Source organism: Sphingobacterium mizutaii, from assembly GCF_900187125.1.
Classification (GTDB): Bacteria; Bacteroidota; Bacteroidia; order Sphingobacteriales; family Sphingobacteriaceae; genus Sphingobacterium; species Sphingobacterium mizutaii.
The window spans coordinates 163505-181687 of sequence record NZ_LT906468.1 but is presented as its reverse complement, the minus strand read 5'-3'; the positions used below and the strand labels follow the sequence as shown (position 1 = coordinate 181687).

Here is an 18183-nt window from a genome sequence, read left to right as displayed (position 1 = left end):
CATGGAGGGGCTGCTTAAAAACAGCCCCTTCTTTTTTGCAAAAACCTGCAAAACCCATTCACTCTTTTCTTGACCTCATTCGAGAATCATTTTCAAATTTCCGAATGTGTCTCGAATGAGACCAAAGTAAATCCCGAATGCTTCCAATCATTTTTAATTCCTTATTTTATTTTAAAACTGCATGCTTACCTTTGTTTAAATTTAAATGTGATGCAAATAGCTCAACTCTACCAGATTTATAAGGAATTTCCAAAAGTTTGTACAGATACACGTCAAATCAGCAAGGACTGCCTGTTTTTTGCCCTGAAGGGTGATAACTTCAACGGCAATAGCTTTGCAGACCAAGCTTTGGAGGCTGGCGCAAAATATGTGGTCATTGACGACAAGAACTTTTACCGGGAAGACCCTGCCTTTATCTTGGTAGAAGATGTACTGGCTGCCTTGCAGGATTTAGCAAGGTTCCACAGGAAACATTTAAAAATGCCCTTCGTCGGTATCACGGGTACCAATGGAAAAACGACGAGCAAGGAATTATTGAACAGTGTACTTTCGCAGAAATACCATACCTATGCCACCAAAGGCAACCTGAACAACCATATCGGCGTTCCTTTGACCATCTTATCGCTGACAGAAGATATTGAAATCGCCATCGTGGAGATGGGAGCAAACCATGTTGGTGAAATCGCATTTTTATGCGGCATCTCACAACCTACCCATGGTTTCATCACCAATGTCGGCAAAGCACATTTGGAAGGCTTTGGTTCCTTTGAAGGGGTCATGAAAGCCAAAGGTGAATTATATGATTTCCTTCGCGACCATCAAGGACAGATCTATGTACAGGGCGACAATGAATACCTGATGCAGATGGCGGCGGATAGAGACCTAAAAGATGTGATCCATTATGGTTTTTCGGAGCAGAATGATATACAAGGCGGATTGGTTGTCGCCGATCCTTACCTGACCATCTTCTGGAATGAAAAAGGCGAAGAAGAGAGACAGGAAGTGAAAACGCATCTGACCGGAGCATACAATATTGAGAACATGTTGGCGGCAGTAGCACTTGGCAAAACCTTTGGTTTGAGCACCGAACAGATCAATGACGGTTTGTCGAATTACGTGCCTCAAAACAACCGTTCCCAAATTACAAAAACCAAAAAGAATACCATAATAGCAGATTATTACAATGCCAATGCCAGTAGTATGGCAGCAGCATTGAGCAACCTGGATGTAATCCAAGCAGATCGTAAGGTCGCTATTTTGGGCGATATGTTCGAAATGGGCGATCAGAGCGAAATCGAACACCGAAAAGTCATTGAGAAAGCGAAAAGCTTGAAATTAGACCGTTTGATTTTTGTCGGAAAAGCCTTCTATGCATTGAAGGACGATGAAGCAAGTTTCTTCGCTAGCACTGATGAGCTGAAAAAGGAACTCCAGGAACATCCTTTGGAAGATTATATGATCTTATTGAAAGCTTCAAGGGGCATGGCATTTGAAAAATTAATGGAAGTACTTTAATGCTCAAACTACAAGGTATCCATCATATCGCCATTATTTGCAGCGATTACGCTGTTTCCAAGGCATTTTATATCGAGATATTTGGCTTGACCATCCTACAGGAAGTCTATCGAAAGGAAAGGGATTCCTATAAGTTGGATTTAGCCCTGAATGGGGAGTATATCATTGAATTATTCTCCTTCCCCAATCCAGCCGAAAGACCAAGCTATCCTGAAGCCAGAGGCTTGAGGCATTTGGCGTTTAAGGTGGAAAATATAGAAAAGGAAGTGGAAGCGTTAAACAGGATGGGGGTAAAAACAGAGCCCATCCGTATTGATGAAACAAGCAATAAGAAATTTACTTTTTTCACCGATCCAGATGGGCTTCCTTTGGAACTCTATGAAATTTAGTCCTTACCTACTTCTAGGTTCAGTTCCTTTTCTTTATTGATTAAGTTCGAGATACTGGTATCGTTCAAGATCTGCAACATGGCATTTCTCACTTCGATAAAGGTATCTCTGATGCCGCAGGCATGTTCTTCTACGCATTCTTCACAAGAACGGTAGAAATTCAAGCTGACACATGGCAATAGGGCAATAGGACCATCAATAAGGCGCATGACCTGCGAAAGGTAGATGTCTTCAGGAGCTTTGTTCAAGCTATAGCCACCACCTGCACCTTTTTTGGAATAAAGAATTCCTGCATTACGCATTTCCAGTAAAATCTGTTCTAGGAACTTCTTTGGGATACGTTCTTCTTCAGCAATCTTGCCGATCTGCATGGGTTCTTTCCCATAATTTCTGCCTAATACCATTAGGGCTTTTATCGCGTATTTCGTTTTCTTCGATAGCATAACAAACCGATCTGGTCTTACCTTTCAAAAGTATAAAAAATAAAGCTATTTCTGCAATACGTCTACAATAGGCTGGCCTATAGATCCATTTGGTTCCATAACATGCAGCAAAGAGGAGATCGTAGGTGCAATATCCGTGATGTGAACGACTTTATTGGTCTTACCGGGCTGAATACCCCAACCCATAAAAACCAATGGGATATGGGAATCATAAGGCGTCCAGGTACCATGTGTAGTCCCTGTAGACCTTGGCGTTCCATCATACCATTGTGGTTCCGTAATGATCTGTATAGCACCACTGCGTTTGCGGTTATATCCATTGATGATCTTCTCGCGGATTTCCGTAGGCACCATCATGTTTTCTCCACCTTCCATATCGACCACATAAGCGACTCCGTCTTCATGTCTCAACATCTTGATGATGGATTTCTTGATTTTCTCTTCGTCCAACTTAGAGTTTTCAATTTCTGCATAGTTCAAGTGAACTTGGTAGTTCATCAAACTGATGATCAAATTCTCTTTTCCGAATTCCTCTTTCAATGCATCGTTCATGTTCCTTTGCAATTGTCTCGAAAAGAAATACCCACCATTACCACGCATATCCATGAAATAACGTGAGTTGTAAGATGCAGCATGATCGGCAGTTAGGAAAAAGGTATAATTTCCTTTACCCACTGTTTCATCCAAGTATTTGAAAAATTTAGCCAATTCTTGATCCAAACGCAGGTAAATATCTTCGATCTCTACAGAAGAAAGCGAATAACGGTGCCCCACATAATCCGTGGCAGATAGACTTACCGCAAGAAAATCTGTAGCGTTTTGAGGGTTTTTACCGAGCTTTTCGTTTTTGATTGCTTCCTTCGCAAAATCTAATGTAATGGTATTCCCATAAGGTGTAGATTTGATCAATTCATAACCGGCATCCTTCATCAACAAAGAAGTCTTTCTAGGGAAACCAGCAGTTTCTTCGCCGGCCCATTTTCCTTCATACACATTGTCATCATCGATACTGTTTGTTTTGTAGGTATCAATCGGATAAAGCGTATTCCAATCTTGCTTCAGGTATTTATCCGCCAGTTTTTGTTTATTGAAACCATCTACCCATTGAGGAAGTTTTTCCATGTAATAGGTCGAGCTGATCCAATCACCAGATTTAGCCTCAAACCAATAAGCAGCATCAGCAAAGTGACCAGCAGGTAGGATTCCGCCCCTATCTTTGATCGCAATACCGATTACTTTAGAATGAAAATTGGTTGCTAATTTCAATTGATCTGTTACTGTTGATGCCAATAGGTTCCTAGGTGATTGCTTGCCTTCTTTTTCAGCCGTTCCTACACCTTCTACCGCATCATCTTGGGTACAATACATGGAAGTACCTGTTTGTTGTTCGATCCAATCATTTCCAGCAATACCGTGGATAGAAGGCACACTACCGGTATACACCGAACTATGCCCGATAGCCGTGAAAGTTGGAACATAATTGATCATGGCATTCTCACAAGAAAAACCATCGCGAAGCAGGCGTTTGAAGCCGTCATTCCCATATCGGTCTGCAAACCGGTACAGATAATCCCAACGCATTTGGTCTACCATCAGTCCTACCACTAACTTTGGCCGCTCCACCTGTGCTGAAAGCAGGGTGCAGAAGCATAAGAACAACATAGAAATACTTAACTTTCTATACATTATTATTAAATTTTAGGGTTTAAAATTTAGGTGACGTTTTAAAAAATCACCCGTATAAGAGTCTTTATTTTTGACCAAATCTTCCGGCGTTCCGGCAAAGACAATGTTTCCGCCCTTGTCTCCACCTTCCGGACCGATATCGATTACCCAATCGGCAGATTTGATCATATCTAAGTTATGTTCGATTACCAAAACCGTATTCCCTTGAGCAATCAGTGCATTGAATGCTTTCAACAACTTGCTGATATCATGGAAATGCAGACCAGTTGTTGGCTCATCGAAAATAAACATGGTTTTCTTTTGATTGTTTCCTTTGATCAAGAAGGAAGCTAGCTTGATCCTTTGGGCTTCACCCCCAGAGAGCGTGCTCGAAGACTGCCCTAATTTCACATAGCCTAAACCCACTTCTTGCAAAGGTCCAAGCTTGTTCAAGATCTTTGGCTGGTCAGCAAAGAATTCAATGGCTTCATCCACGCTCAGATCCAAGATATCAGATACCGATTTCTCCTTATACTGCACATCCAAGACATGTTGTTTAAAACGCTTGCCATCACAGGCCTCACATGGCAGGATGATATCGGCCATAAATTGCATTTCGATCTTTACAACACCTTCTCCTTGACAAACCTCACACCTTCCGCCTTCCACATTGAATGAGAACGCTGATGGTTTCAAGCCGTTGGCTTTGGCCGCTGGCAAGGAGGAATACAAAGCCCTGATTTCATCCCAAGCTTTCACATAGGTCACTGGATTGGAGCGTGTAGACCTTCCGATTGGATTCTGGTCGACCATTTCCACCTGTTCGATCTGGTCTATCGCACCTTCGATTCCATCATACAGACCAGTTTGCTCGCCAGAATAAGAGCCAATGGCCTTTTGCAGGGCAGGATATAGGATCCTTTTGACCAAAGAGGTCTTACCGGAACCCGATACACCAGAAACTACGGTAAATACATTCAATGGGAAATCTACGGTTATTCCTTTCAAGTTATTTTCTCTAGCGCCATTTACGCGGATGCTTTCATTCCATTTCCTTCTTTTCTCAGGAACTACAATGGAAAGGTCTCCATGTAAATATTCGCCGGTTAAGCTATTTTTATCTTTCAAGATTTCTTGATAGGTACCTGCGAACACTAGTTCACCGCCATTGATGCCTGCTTCAGGACCAATATCGATCAGGTAATCGGCAGCTTCCATCATTTCCTGCTCATGCTCAACCACTATCACAGTATTTCCCGCATCGCGAAGTGATTTTAGAACACCGATTAACTTTTGGGTATCCCGAGGGTGCAGACCAATACTTGGTTCATCCAATACATAGATGGAGCCAACTAAAGAGGAACCCAAGGATGTTGCTAGGTTGATACGCTGCGACTCACCACCCGAAAGGCTATTGCTCAATCGGTTCAGGGTAAGATAGCTCAGACCAACATCACAGAGGAATTGCAAGCGGTTGACAATCTCGGCCAACAAGCGTTTGGCAATAATGGCTTCGTTTTCTGTAAGTTTTAAGTTTTGGAACATTTCCAAGGCTTCACTTAAAGGCAATAAGACCACATCTGTAATGGAATGCCCGTTGATCTTTACGTAAGAGGCATCTTTTCGCAATCTGGTACCTTTACATTCTGGGCAGTCCGTCTTGCCTCTATACCTGGACAACATCACTCTATATTGGATTTTATAGGTCTGTTCTTCTAATTCCGCAAAGAAGTCGTTTAAGCCTCTGAAATATTTATTCCCTTCCCAAAGCAACTCTTGTTGAGCCTTGGTCAGGTCACTATAAGCACGATGTATAGGAAAATCAAATTTTATTGCCGTCCTGACCAATTTATCTAACCAAGCACCCATTTTTTCACCGCGCCATGGTGCAATTGCCCCATCGAACACGGAACGGCTTTTATCAGGAATAACCAAGTCTGGATCGATACCGATGATCTTTCCATAACCTTCACAGCGCTTACAGGCGCCATAAGGATTGTTGAAACTGAAAAAGTTCGGCGTAGGTTCTTCGAAGGTTATCCCATCCAATTCAAATTTGTCAGAAAAATGGAACAGTTCTTCATCGACCTGGATCTCACATTCACCTTTTCCTTCGAAATAGGCCGTTTGTACCGAATCCGCCAAGCGATTGATAGTATCATCTTCATGATCCAAGCGCACGCGGTCGATTACGATATAGACTTCCCCTTCTTTGAAGCTAGCGTTTGATACCGCTTTATCTTCAATGATGGTTTCAATCTTCTGGATGGAATCTTGGTATTTTACGCGAACAAAGCCCTTTTGAAGGAGCAGTGAAAGCTCTTCTTTCAGCTTTCTGTTATTGCTCGGAATCAGGGGGCTGTAAATCGTTATGGTAGTATCGTCAGGATAAGCCAACAGTTTATCCACAATGGAACTGACGGTATCTTTACTGACTTCTTCTCCAGAAACTGGGGAAATGGTCTTGCCTATCCTGGCAAACAATAATTTCAGGTAATCATAGATTTCTGTAGAGGTCCCTACTGTTGATCGAGGATTGCTGGATATGACCTTTTGCTCGATAGCAATGGCCGGAGCGATGCCTTTGATGTAGTCTACATCAGGCTTGTTCATACGCCCCATAAACTGTCTTGCATAGGAGGACAAGCTTTCTACGTATCGGCGCTGGCCTTCAGCATATAGCGTATCAAATGCGAGGGAAGATTTTCCAGAACCCGACATTCCCGTAATGACAACAAGCTGATTTTTAGGAATATCGACATCGATATTCTTTAGATTGTTGACACGGGCGCCTTTAATTTGGATATGGGTTTTTGGAGAATGAATAGCAGTTTTTTGCATAACCTTCAAAGTTAGGCAAAACTCGTGAAAATGAGCCCGCTAATCCAAAGAAAAACGTTTTCTTTTGAAATAGTTACAATCTTATCGCGGAAGTTTTTCAGGTCTCGGCATGCGATATTTTGTAGCGGTTATCGCATCCAAAAACGCAGCAACCTGGCGGATTTCCTATTTGCTCAGATCCAATTTCTTCATCAAAGGGTCTATCCTTGGATGCATCGGATCGGCCTCCTGTTCTGCATTTCTCGGATTGTTCATTGCCATCCCTGAATTATACATATTGATCACGCCGATGATATTATCGAACAGCCCATTATGCATCCAAGGGTTGGTATTCATCACATCTCTCAAGGATGGAGTCCTGAACTTACCGACGTCTTTGGGATCTTTGGTCACTTCATAACGGCCAAGGTCTTCATACTTTCTTTTGTAGTAAGTGAGACCGATATTATGGAAATCTTCATCTGTAAAATACTGACCATTATGGCAGTTCATACAACGGGCTTTGGTACGGAAAAGGTGCAATCCTGCGATTTCATCATCATTCAAGGCATCATATTTACCATCTAGGAATTCATCAAAACGACTTCTTCTGCTGGTAATGGTGCGTTGGAATGTAGCAAGGGCGCTCATGATCTCTGGCATGGAAAAATCATCATCGCCAAAGGCCTTCTTAAAGAGTTCTTTGTATTCTGGAATAGCTTTCAGTTTAGGGACCAACTTGGTTAGGTCCATTGCCATTTCGTTATGGGCTTCAATAGGGCTCAAAGCCTGTTCTTCTAGAGAATGTGCTCTTCCATCCCAAAACATCGTTTTGCGCTCAGCCACATTCATCAGGGAAATGGTATTTCTATCTCCGACTAAATGGTCGTGACCCACAGGTACCGTAGAATGGTCACCGAAAGAAGTCTGTGGATTATGGCAAGAACTACAGGAGATCTGATTGGAGCCAGATAGGATGGGATCAAAGAAAAGGAGTTTTCCCAGCTTCACCTTAGGTTGTTCCATGAGGGAAAAATAGCTGGTATCGATTTTCGGAAGTGATTTGAATTCTTCATATTTCACTCCAGAATCAATGGTAGGATTTGGCCATTCACTGATTGGCTTACTATAAAGGCTTCGCAAATCTTGAATCCCTTTATCACTCAGGAATGCCGTGCTTAAAATGCACATTCCTAAAATCAACCCGATCGCTAATACTTTTTTCATCTCTATCTCTAAAACATTAACCCAATGGTCAATGAATAATACTTTTGTTTTATTTCAGTAGCTGAAAGACCCTCTGCTTGCACAAACGGCTTGATCTGCTTAGATGCAACAAAATCATACCTGGCACGAGCTCCAATGGAGAAAGGTTCGGCTGTCAGGTAGTTGTAGTTCTGTTGCAGCATATCAGCAATGCCAGTTCCCTGTTTGATTCCATTGAACTGGGATCTGCTTTTCAGTAGCTTTTGCTTCTGCAAATTTAAACTAATTCCAAATAAACCACTCTTTAAATCCCATAAATACTGTCCTTCAACTCCAATATGCAGCATATCAGCCAATTGCTCGCGGAAAGGATTGATATATTGTTCTTTAAATTGGGTGAAATTGGCATAAGGTTTCACTGTCCAGTCCGCTTGTCCTACAATTGCCTCTAGGTGGTAATTGAAATGGTAATATCGGTAGGAAGATACTTCGGAAATCTTGATAAGTCCTATGGAGGACCCATCATTATGGAATAAGCCTTCCACTCCTTTGCGGGTTTGCAGGTCCAAGGAGGCATTTCCTCCGTATTTCCAATCATTAGACTTATGGAGATAGCCGATCTTTCCAGCAATCACTTGATCCGTCCAATCATTGGCACTGGATCTAGAAGAGGATAAAGTGCGGGAACCGGTCTGTTGGGACAGACCTGCTTCAAAAAGAAATCCAGAATCTCCTTTGGGCAGAAATGAAATCTTTCCATCGAAACCATTCATCTCATAGAGAATCACATCACTTTCGCTGGATAAGCCTGAAAGCAGTGAATTATATGCCCCTAAACCGTTCATATAAAAAACGGGAGGTTTGCCCAATTGCCTAAGAAAGGTCAGTTTATTCCTATGCTTATAGAATTGGTATCCCAGGTTTGCACTGATGATATATTGAGGCAAGATTTGGTAAGATGCCCCAAAGCCAAGCTGCAGCGTGCTACTGTTGTTCTCTGGTCTTGGGTCAACCTTTCGATGGGAAAGATTGGCTTTATAGCCAGCTTCTCCCCCGATGACCCATTTTCCGATTTCTTTGGCTATACCTCCCGAGAACTGATAGCGCTCTGAATTTAAATCTCCGCCAACAGAATCTGCGGTGAAATAAGGAAACACAACCTCGAAATCAGAGTTTTCAATGAACTTAAGGTCTTGGATTTTCTTGTTCTCGTATTTTGCTTTTCCCCATAAGGTGATATTGGGGAAGGCGTCTTTTTGGTAAGACTCGGTATTGAATCTAAACCCTTGGTCTCCAGCGCCTCTTTGCAAGGTATAGCTATCCTTATTGTCGGAAAAATAGGATAGCTCAACAGGAGTTAACGATTGCTGGTATTGGAATGGTCTCAAAGCAGGACTTTCGTACATGGAATTACGGAAAGTCCTACTGATATCCATACGCTCTTTGACCCCCATAGCATTTACGCTTAGGGAATCCTGTGCTCTGCCTAAAGTGACAAAACAGCAGCAAACAACAACCGTGGATAAGAATCTTAACATGTTATGGTAGCAACAATGCCTTGGAAGAAGGTATAAAATCTTCAGTAGAGTTATTGGTATCCTTTAAATATGGCTTTCCATTCTCCAAGTTTCCGATTGATTTTCTAATCACAGACTTGCCGAAACGCGTGTCATCGCCAAGAGCTTGGCTTGCATAAGTCCAGCCCATATCCAATGAACTATCGGTTACCAACCATGCAAAGGTGGTTTTAGCAGAAACATTGACCGCATCCGTGATGTAAGAATTTGGGATTTTAAAGGAGTCAAATTTCATTTCTCTACCCGACTCCGCGATATAGCTATAGGAATAAGCATTTTCTGCTTTGAATTTCTCAATGGTTACTCCTTCTGGGAATCTTCCCATAACATAGGATTGATGACCATTGTTATGCATCAATAAGTTTCCTGAAACATTGATCGCATTTGGAACACTCGGGTTATCGATGTTGATGGTACCGATCAGCTCGATCTCAAAATCTGCTTTGGATAGATCGAATGATTTTGGATTGACCTGCGTATGGTCGATGGCATTGTTGGCAATGATCAAATCATCTCCAGGAGCTACTGGATGTTGTCTTCCTGTTCCTGGGATCATGATAATCTGCTTAGAAGTGAAAGCATCCTTCATCACATCAGGGGTATAATTCCTTCTATTAACAGTAAGAAAATCAGACTGGGCTATAAACAAGCCATCAGCATATAGCGTATCGGATGAGTTGTTGTGGAGTATGAAATACTTATCTCCATTGTATAGTTTGCCTGCTTCAGTAGAAGTTCCGGTGAAGAAAATCTCTTTGAAAACAAAGTTTGCAGTTGGATCTGAAAGGAAGGTTTCCAAGCTAATGCTAGTATTCGCAGCATTGACTACGATACCTTCTTTACGGGCCTTGATTTTCATGGCCTTATCCTTATCGCCAACTTTAATGACGATGTCACCATCCAAAGTAGCGGTATAAGTACCGTAAGCCAAGGTAGTCTTTGCCGTATCTGCTCCTTCCACTAATGTTGCTGCTGTAGTGACTTCCGTGTTGGTTTCTTGCAAAGTAATCCGCACATTGTTAAGCTTATATTCTCCTTGCAAACTGGACTTGTTGACTGCGATTAAAACTTCTGACCTAGACTCTAAAAAATCATCTTTCATGCAAGAGCTCATGCCTAAAAGCATCAAGCATAAAATCATCATTTTCAACTTTGTTAAATTTCTCATCGTTTATTCTATCTATTATATTTTAATATTTACTTCCATTCCAAAATAAGGACTGTCCTCTGCCCTATTCCTTCTGATAAATTGATTGCCGTACTGCGTATAATCAGGCTTGTAAATAAAGAGCCTGTTAACAAACATCGCTACCCTAACTCTATTTTTGATAACCTTGGTCGCCTTGAAATTGACAAGCAGATCAATAGGTTCTTTGAATTCATTGTATAAATAAGGGTCAATTTTCCGGTCAAAAAGACGCAGGACTGGATCAGTTCGGTCCGCCTCGGTATATTGGTGATAGGTTTGACTGATATCGTAATAGCCAATCGGAAGGTTATCCCTAAATAGTCGCTGGTTTGATTTGTACCAAAAACTTTGTACCGTCATGGATAGGTTCAAACCCAGTTTTGGCAGAAATGAATCGGCCGTAAGATTGGTATTGAAACTCTCATAATGCCCCCCAGTATTGCCATTGGCATAAACTCCAACATATTGCCTAACCTTGCCGTCAGTAATTTCCAGTGGACTGATTACCTCCGCTATGGGTTGGTTATTGGCATTGAATGTCTTAAACCAAGCCCCATTTACCGTAAATCTGGTGTTGATCCCTTGGATACGCCTGGAGCTAAAGTTGTATTCCAGCCCTGTTTTTTCGGTGATGCTTCCGTTTGAATTCTGATTGTAGGCATGGAATTCGGCTTGATCGACATAGCTGAAGTCCTCAATTGACGGCTTGGCGGTCAGGGTATTGGGATCGACAGAGGTCACATTGTATTTCCTTAAGGGAACGGCATTGAATAGGGATATATTCCTAAATCCATTATCCATCTTCTCATTGAAGTAGTTGATAGAGAAGGTATTTCCTTCAAAGTCCAACTGGGTTCCGATTTCCCATTTAATATTTTTCGCCGCCTGCAATTCATAATTAACAGGGTTGACAATGCTTGTTTTTGCCCATGCTAACCTGTATTCGGGGTTATTATGGTAATAGACCAGTTCCGGGATATCCCTATAAAAGTTTTCTGGGTATAGGAGATTCTGGTTAGGAGTAAGGGTTTGGATACCATAACCCGCAAAGATGTTGGATTTCAACTGCTTCCCAAAGACCTTCGTTTGCGGCAGGTGCAATCTTCCATTGTATCTCGGATCTACAAATACTTTGCCTGCAAGCGCATATTCCTTGTCTAGATTCGTCAAGCTAAAGGCTCTGACCCCTAAGCTATTCTCAAAAAGGAAATCTCCCATATTGATAAAGAATCTGTCTTCCGCAAAAATGGAGAGATTACTCATCGCAGGAATAGATCGCAAGGATCTCGGTCTGGAGTTGATCGAAGTGCTAATTGGGAAATCCAGGTCGTACTGTGGCCCTAAGCCTAGGTTCTTGGCATAGGCATATTCAATACCTGCTTTGAGCTGTTGCTTGAATAGCTTATGAAAGTTCCAGTTTCCAATTAGTTTCAGGTTAATATCCAAAGGTCTGCTATCAGACTTAAAGTCAGCAACATAAGTGGGCGTAAGAAATGTCGCTTCATGGCTTCCATCAACCAAGGAATTCATCAAAATGCTGGCAGATCTAGCCTGCACTAGCTTTTGCATATCGATCTGATTGGAAGATAGCCTAGCATTAATGCCTAGGGAAACACTCCTAAAGGTAGATTTAGGATTGGAAGAGAATAATTTGAAGGTATTATTGACTCCAAAGAACTGCACATTGTTTTTGTAATTGTCATTGAGTTTATAGTCATTATCAGGATCGAACCTTTCATTGTCGATCGTAGTATTGAAGTCCAAGCCATGGTTCCAAATGAACCTATATTTGGTTAAGCTATAAGTCTTTTCTCCTCTTATGGATGTGTTTACTCTCTTGAAAGTATTATAGATATCTGTGACGTTGCTTCTAGAGTTTAGATAACCAGCATCAATATTCAGTTTATAAGAGCCAAATTCAAAGCCTTTACCAAGTCCTACTAGTTTACTGAATCCATCAGCTTTAATTCGAGCGGTCCAAGGCTCATAGCCTTTTATTCTATCGATCAGCACTACCCCCGAAGTTAGGTTTCCATACTCCACAGATGGAATACCGCGGATGATTTCTACTTTTTCGATATTATCCGTGGCAATGGTTCGCATATCCACTCCTATATTGGAGCTAATGCGGCCATCATTCATACTCCCCTGACCTAATCCAAAGCCAGCGGTCGGATCAATCATGGACTGTGAATTCAGCTGCATGCCATCCACTGAAAACATGGTTCCTAAAGAACCGGTGGAATAGGCAGACATGGATGCACCATTGGCTGTCCTCAGATTGATTCCGTTGACCTGATCAAGATCGGGATTCTTGGTTTGACCTCCCGGTAATAATTCCAACAGGTCTGTAAAGCTCGAAGGTTGCAGATGCTGCATGGCATCTCGGGTGATAATCGAACTCGTTCCTATGTTTTTGGACTCCTTGGCTGTCACATATACTTCATCGATATTGACCTCATCTTGATTGAAAACAATATGGGTTTCACGGTTATTATCGAGTTTGATGGTCCTAGTAATCGGTTTGAAACCAATATGGGAAAACTTAAGTTGATAGGTGCCTTGGGGTAGATTTTGAATGATAAACAAACCTTGTTCATCACTTAAACTATTAAAATTAGGCTTCTCTGCGATCTCAATGTTTACATTGCTCAATGCCTGCCCTTTGCTGTCCCTCACGGAACCAGAAATAGAGAATAACTGAGCAGATGATACAAATGGAAGGCTCAGGAAGACTAGTAATATATAGATGTTTTTGAGCAAGGGCAATTAAGACTAATTCTAAACAGCGCAAAATAACGCAAAAATATTTGCTTTTAGAAATAGCTTTTCCTTTAACTCCAAGAAGTTATATGCTGATTGATTTAATTTAGATGGCGAAAAACCTAAAAAAGGTTACTGGGATTATTCAAAATCTGCTTCTCCAGCTTTGTTTTCATTCTCCAGTTTCTGCAATAGTTTTTCTACTTCTGCTTCTGAAGCTGTTAGTTTAGCCTTGCAGATAGTCAATAGTTCAGACGCCCTGTTGATCTTGGCAGTCAGTTCATCGACCGCAATATCTCCTGATTCAATATCGGAGACAATAAGCTGAAGCTCCTCGAATGCATCTTTATAGCTGTATTTATTTTCCATGCTTTGATTCTTTGTTAATTACTTTAGAAATGACCTTTCCGTCTTCCAATTGGATTTCCAATTCGGCCCCTATTTCGACCTGATCCAATTTATGAACAGATTTACCATCTATTCTAACGATGCTGAAGCCTCTTTTTAAAATATGGATGGGATTCACGATTCCCAGCATCCGTTCCAAATGCTGCAATTGCGCTTGATTTTCCTTGATGTTTTGCCTACTGAACCTGATTAGATGGGTTTGTAGGCCATTTAATTCTGACTTATCTTTTAATAATAAGGTCTTAGAGTTCCAGGAAATGGATGAAACGATATGTTTTAATTTGAGGTTTTCCTCTTCAAAGTTCCTTCTAACCGCCCTTAGCATTCTTTCCAGCGCATTATCTACAGGAATGGCAAAGTTGTGGAACTTCTGTAGCAGGAAGTCCGCCAATTCACTCGGTGTAATGGCATTCTTATAAGCAACCATCTCACTGACGGTTTCATTTGTCGAGTGACCAATTCCAGTAAGTACGGGAATCGGGAAAATGGCGATAGCTTTCGAAAGGAAATAATTATTATAGGAGCTCAATCCGACATCACCTCCACCACCACGAATGATCGCAACGGCATCAAAATCTTCCAGTTTATTGGCTATGACCTCCAATTGTTTAATAATGGAACTGATGGATTTATCCCCTTGCAACAAGGCGGGGAACAGTGTGCATTCTATTTTATAACCCCAAGGATTGCCATTGATGATCTTAAAGAAATCGGATAAGCCCTTGCTGGTTTCTACGGAGATAATCGCCAAGCGCTTTGGAATAAGGGGAAAAGGCAGTCTTTTATTGGCATCAAAAACACCTTCTTCTGTGAGTTTCTTAATGCTTTCTCGTTTCTCTTTCTCGAGTTCGCCAAGAACGAAAGTCGGGTCAATATCCACAATCTTAAGGCTGAACCCATAAAGTGGGTCGTAGGAAATACCAGCTTGGAAGAGCATGGTAATGCCTTCCCTTAAGGGTTCGCCAAGGACTTCCAAGAACTGCCTGTTTATGCGTTGGTAGTCCATCTTCCATAAAATAGACCGCATCTCAGCAACCACCTTACCTTCTTTTTTCTCTAATAATTCGGGATAGCAATGCCCTGAATGGGAATAATGGTTCAATTTATTCATCTCCGCCTTAATCCAATAAAGACTCTTGTATCGCTCAGCAATAGTCTTTTGAATGCTTCGAGATACCTCTAGGAGTGTGAAAACGGTTTTATTGTCCATCAATTCGGGCATTCTCAAATATACAGAATTATTACACGTCGGGAATGCGTGTTTGTGCGTTTTATTAGTACATTTACAATAAGAAATCCTAAAAACAATTATGATTCGTTTTTTTAACCTCCTTACAATATTCCTGTTATGCGGGTATTCCATCAGTCAAGCGCAGTATAAACAGGTCATCACTAATCAAACCGTTCTTCTAAACAACCAAAGGAACATCCTGCCTTTTAAGCGCTTGGATGAACGTAGGATTGCTGTGATCAGTGCAGACAGCGTAAAATATGGGCCTTTCATTCAGCAATTACAACGCTATGGAGAAGTGAAAAGCTTTGGTTTTGACCAATATGATGAGCATACAAAATACTACAATACCATCATCGTTGCAGGAACGGAAGAAGAGTTTAGACCAGGACAATTGGCTATGGTCATCCAATCAGCAGTTAATCGGAAGGATGTCATTCTTTGTAAATTCGGTAAGGATATCAATTACATCAATATTGGCTTGTCTGCTGCCAACTTAGGTCGCTTTGCAAGCATATTGACAGCGCCTAGTCTGGAAGAAGAAGCCCAAGAGAACGCAGCGATGTCGATCTTCGGGGGTTTAGGCATCACCGCAGGAACGAATAAAACGACCCAAACAAGATTACAGTACAGCAAAGGAAGACAATCGGGTCTAGATATAGCAAAAATGACCAACCAGATTGATGCCATCGCCAAAGATGCCGTTGAACAGCATGCCGCACCGGGCATGATGGTCATGGCTATAAAAGATGGACAGGTAATCTTTGAAAAGGCTTACGGTTATCATACGTACGAGAAAAAGCAGGCCAATAGCATATATGACATCTACGACCTAGCCTCTATCAGTAAGATAGCAGGAACAACGCCGGTCGTGATGCATCTGCAAGAAAACAATATTATCAACCTGGACAGTACCATGGGCCATTACCTGTGGCAAGCCAAACAGAGCAATAAAGCTAATATCACCCTGCGTACCGTCCTGTTGCATGAAGCAGGTTTCACTCCGTTTATCCCGTTTTATAAAAATCTAAAACCAGGCGATCTACAGAGCACAAAAGATGAAAACCATCAAGTCAAAGTTGCTGACAATGCTTATCTAAAAAATAACTACTACAGGGATGTCATGTGGCCAGAGATGTTGAATTCTCCGGTAAAACCGATTGGTAATTATGTCTATTCAGACATCAGCATGTATGTCATGAAGGAGGTTTCGGAACATGAGACCTCAACCCCGATGCAAGACTATGTACAAGATCTATTGTACAGACCAATTGGGATGAAAACCGCTGGCTATCTACCAAGAGATCGTTTCAGAAAAGATCAAATTATTCCTACCCAACAGGATACCGCCTTCCGAAAGGTTCTATTGCAAGGTTATGTGCATGATGAAGGCGCAGCAATGGCGGGCGGAGTGGCAGGACATGCGGGTTTGTTTGCCTCTGCGAACGACCTGGCTATCTACGGACAGCTCTTGCTGAATCGAGGCGAATACGGTGGTGTGAGATACTACAAACCGGAGACTATTGATTTATTTACTTCAAAGCAGTCCAAAACAAGCCGCAGAGGCTTGGGATTTGACCGATATGACCCTAAGAAAGGAGCAGACTATCCATCTAAACTGGCGAACCCCTCTGTATACGGCCATACCGGATACACAGGAACTTGTATATGGGTAGACCCGAATAACCAATTGATTTATATATTTTTGTCAAACAGAGTACATCCGCAAGTATCTACAAAAATCTATGATCTAAACGTACGAAGCCGTATACAGGATGTGATCTACGAAACCATTTTTAACGCTAAATAATGAAAAAGAAGTTTTTATTGACCATCCTTTTTGGAGGAGCTATTTTTGCCAGTATGGGGCAAGACTATAAACAGATACACCAAGACCTGATCGTTGTTGATGGCCACAATGACGTTATCGTGGAAAGCATATTGCCCGGCAAAGACATCGGCAAACGAATCAAAACCGGCCACACAGACTTACCAAGACTGAAGGAAGGTGGGGTGGATGTGCAGGTATTTGCCGTTTGGTCTGATGACAAGAAATGGAAGAAGAATGCCTATAAACATGCCAATGACCAAATAGACGCTTTGGAGAAATTGATTGCCAATAATCCCGACAAGATTGAACTGGCAAAAAGTTCAGCTGATATCGAACGAATCAACAAAAACGGAAAGATCGTTGCCCTGATCGGCATAGAAGGAGGTAATATGATCGAGGAGCGCTTGGACTATCTTGAAACGCTTTACAACCGTGGAGCCCGTTATTTAACCCTTACCTGGAACTATAACCTGCCTTGGGTCACTGCCGCAGCGATGGAGGTAAAGTCCAAGGACAAAAAAGGAAAGGGATTGACCGAACACGGAAAAGAAATCATTCGCAAGATGAATGAGCTCGGCATGATGGTCGACCTTTCCCATGCCGGCGAACAAACATTTTATGATGTATTAAGCATCACAAGCAAACCAGTGTTGGTGTCCCATAGCAATGCAGCAGCATTGACTCCGCATTACCGTAATTTGAAAGATGCCCAATTGGAAGCCCTAAAGAAGAATGGTGGAGTGGTTGGTGTTAATTTCTATTCGGAATTCCTGGATTCCAACTACCCGAAAAGAGTCAAAAAACTCTACTACAAAACTCACAAGAAAGATAGCACAAACAAAGAAATATCGGTAGGCAAGATGTACGGAGCACTTTCAGCAAAGCAAAAACATGAAGCCAACGCCCCATTTGAGAATGTGCTAAAGCATATTGACCATTTGGTCGCCAAGGCAGGCATTGATCATGTAGCGATTGGATCTGACTTTGATGGTATTGAATCCCCTCCCCAAGAACTAGAAGATGTAACGAAATTCCCAGTCCTGACCAAGGCTCTTTTAGAAAGAGGCTATAGCAAAGAAGATGTAGCCAAAATCATGGGATTAAACTTTCTGAGAGTCCTTAAGGAGAATGAGAAATAGGTTATAG

13 protein-coding genes are annotated in these 18183 nt (G+C 41.8%); 4 read left to right on the top strand and 9 right to left on the bottom strand.

The window, feature by feature from the left end:
* Positions 1-210 precede the first annotated feature (210 nt).
* Both CKW03_RS00810 and gloA2 read left to right on the top strand, forming a co-directional pair.
* On the top strand, positions 211-1515 hold the full coding sequence (locus tag CKW03_RS00810) for a UDP-N-acetylmuramoyl-tripeptide--D-alanyl-D-alanine ligase (RefSeq protein ID WP_093101295.1): 1305 nt from the start codon (positions 211-213) through the stop codon (positions 1513-1515).
* Positions 1515-1904, top strand: a complete 390-nt coding sequence (gloA2, locus tag CKW03_RS00805) for an SMU1112c/YaeR family gloxylase I-like metalloprotein (protein WP_093101293.1) — start codon at positions 1515-1517, stop codon at positions 1902-1904. The genes CKW03_RS00810 and gloA2 overlap by 1 nt, the downstream gene beginning before the upstream one ends.
* On the opposite strand, the gene CKW03_RS00800 is transcribed toward gloA2, so the two are convergent.
* The 9 genes from CKW03_RS00800 to xseA form a co-directional block, all read right to left on the bottom strand.
* On the bottom strand, positions 1901-2347 hold the full coding sequence (locus CKW03_RS00800) for an RrF2 family transcriptional regulator (protein WP_093101291.1): 447 nt from the start codon (positions 2345-2347) through the stop codon (positions 1901-1903). The two genes, gloA2 and CKW03_RS00800, sit on opposite strands and share 4 nt — an antisense overlap.
* Before the next feature lie 45 nt (positions 2348-2392).
* Positions 2393-4033, bottom strand: coding sequence for an alkaline phosphatase PafA (gene pafA, locus CKW03_RS00795; protein WP_093101289.1), 1641 nt, complete (start codon positions 4031-4033; stop codon positions 2393-2395).
* Between the two features lie 12 nt (positions 4034-4045).
* Positions 4046-6853 (bottom strand): excinuclease ABC subunit UvrA, encoded by a 2808-nt coding sequence (gene uvrA / locus CKW03_RS00790; protein WP_093101287.1) that lies wholly within the window; start codon positions 6851-6853, stop codon positions 4046-4048.
* 165 nt (positions 6854-7018) lie between these two features.
* Entirely contained in the window at positions 7019-8059 is a 1041-nt protein-coding gene (locus CKW03_RS00785; protein WP_236736583.1) for a cytochrome-c peroxidase, read from the bottom strand.
* Positions 8060-8067: 8 nt separating this feature from the next.
* Entirely contained in the window at positions 8068-9576 is a 1509-nt protein-coding gene (locus tag CKW03_RS00780) for a DUF6850 family outer membrane beta-barrel protein (protein ID WP_139185538.1), read from the bottom strand.
* A 1-nt stretch (position 9577) separates the two neighbouring features.
* The gene (locus CKW03_RS00775) at positions 9578-10783 is read right to left on the bottom strand and encodes a DUF4876 domain-containing protein (RefSeq protein ID WP_093101283.1); all 1206 of its coding nucleotides are present in this window, start codon (positions 10781-10783) and stop codon (positions 9578-9580) included.
* 15 nt (positions 10784-10798) lie between these two features.
* Positions 10799-13573: a TonB-dependent receptor gene (locus tag CKW03_RS00770; RefSeq protein ID WP_093101281.1), complete on the bottom strand. Its 2775-nt coding sequence runs from the start codon at positions 13571-13573 to the stop codon at positions 10799-10801.
* Positions 13574-13708: 135 nt separating this feature from the next.
* Positions 13709-13936 carry an exodeoxyribonuclease VII small subunit gene (xseB, locus tag CKW03_RS00765; RefSeq protein ID WP_093101279.1) on the bottom strand — a complete coding sequence of 76 codons (228 nt, stop codon included), beginning with the start codon at positions 13934-13936 and terminating at the stop codon, positions 13709-13711.
* Positions 13926-15197: an exodeoxyribonuclease VII large subunit gene (gene xseA, locus CKW03_RS00760; RefSeq protein WP_093101277.1), complete on the bottom strand. Its 1272-nt coding sequence runs from the start codon at positions 15195-15197 to the stop codon at positions 13926-13928. The genes xseB and xseA overlap by 11 nt, the downstream gene beginning before the upstream one ends.
* An 88-nt stretch (positions 15198-15285) precedes the next feature.
* On the opposite strand from xseA, the gene CKW03_RS00755 reads away from it, so the two are divergent.
* Both CKW03_RS00755 and CKW03_RS00750 read left to right on the top strand, forming a co-directional pair.
* Positions 15286-17016 (top strand): serine hydrolase domain-containing protein, encoded by a 1731-nt coding sequence (locus CKW03_RS00755; protein ID WP_093101275.1) that lies wholly within the window; start codon positions 15286-15288, stop codon positions 17014-17016.
* Positions 17016-18176, top strand: a complete 1161-nt coding sequence (locus tag CKW03_RS00750; RefSeq protein ID WP_093101273.1) for a dipeptidase — start codon at positions 17016-17018, stop codon at positions 18174-18176. The genes CKW03_RS00755 and CKW03_RS00750 overlap by 1 nt, the downstream gene beginning before the upstream one ends.
* The last annotated feature ends 7 nt before the right edge of the window (positions 18177-18183 follow it).

What these genes read in the sequence shown, in the direction of transcription:
- uvrA (WP_093101287.1), bottom strand. Translation starts at nt 6,853, where the DNA reads ATGCAAAAAACTGCTATTCATTCTCCAAAAACCCATATCCAAATTAAA.
- CKW03_RS00750 (WP_093101273.1), top strand. Translation starts at nt 17,016, where the DNA reads ATGAAAAAGAAGTTTTTATTGACCATCCTTTTTGGAGGAGCTATTTTT.
- CKW03_RS00785 (WP_236736583.1), bottom strand. Translation starts at nt 8,059, where the DNA reads ATGAAAAAAGTATTAGCGATCGGGTTGATTTTAGGAATGTGCATTTTA.
- CKW03_RS00755 (WP_093101275.1), top strand. Translation starts at nt 15,286, where the DNA reads ATGATTCGTTTTTTTAACCTCCTTACAATATTCCTGTTATGCGGGTAT.
- pafA (WP_093101289.1), bottom strand. Translation starts at nt 4,033, where the DNA reads ATGTATAGAAAGTTAAGTATTTCTATGTTGTTCTTATGCTTCTGCACC.
- gloA2 (WP_093101293.1), top strand. Translation starts at nt 1,515, where the DNA reads ATGCTCAAACTACAAGGTATCCATCATATCGCCATTATTTGCAGCGAT.
- CKW03_RS00775 (WP_093101283.1), bottom strand. Translation starts at nt 10,783, where the DNA reads ATGAGAAATTTAACAAAGTTGAAAATGATGATTTTATGCTTGATGCTT.
- CKW03_RS00800 (WP_093101291.1), bottom strand. Translation starts at nt 2,347, where the DNA reads ATGCTATCGAAGAAAACGAAATACGCGATAAAAGCCCTAATGGTATTA.
- CKW03_RS00810 (WP_093101295.1), top strand. Translation starts at nt 211, where the DNA reads ATGCAAATAGCTCAACTCTACCAGATTTATAAGGAATTTCCAAAAGTT.
- xseB (WP_093101279.1), bottom strand. Translation starts at nt 13,936, where the DNA reads ATGGAAAATAAATACAGCTATAAAGATGCATTCGAGGAGCTTCAGCTT.
- xseA (WP_093101277.1), bottom strand. Translation starts at nt 15,197, where the DNA reads ATGCCCGAATTGATGGACAATAAAACCGTTTTCACACTCCTAGAGGTA.
- CKW03_RS00780 (WP_139185538.1), bottom strand. Translation starts at nt 9,576, where the DNA reads ATGTTAAGATTCTTATCCACGGTTGTTGTTTGCTGCTGTTTTGTCACT.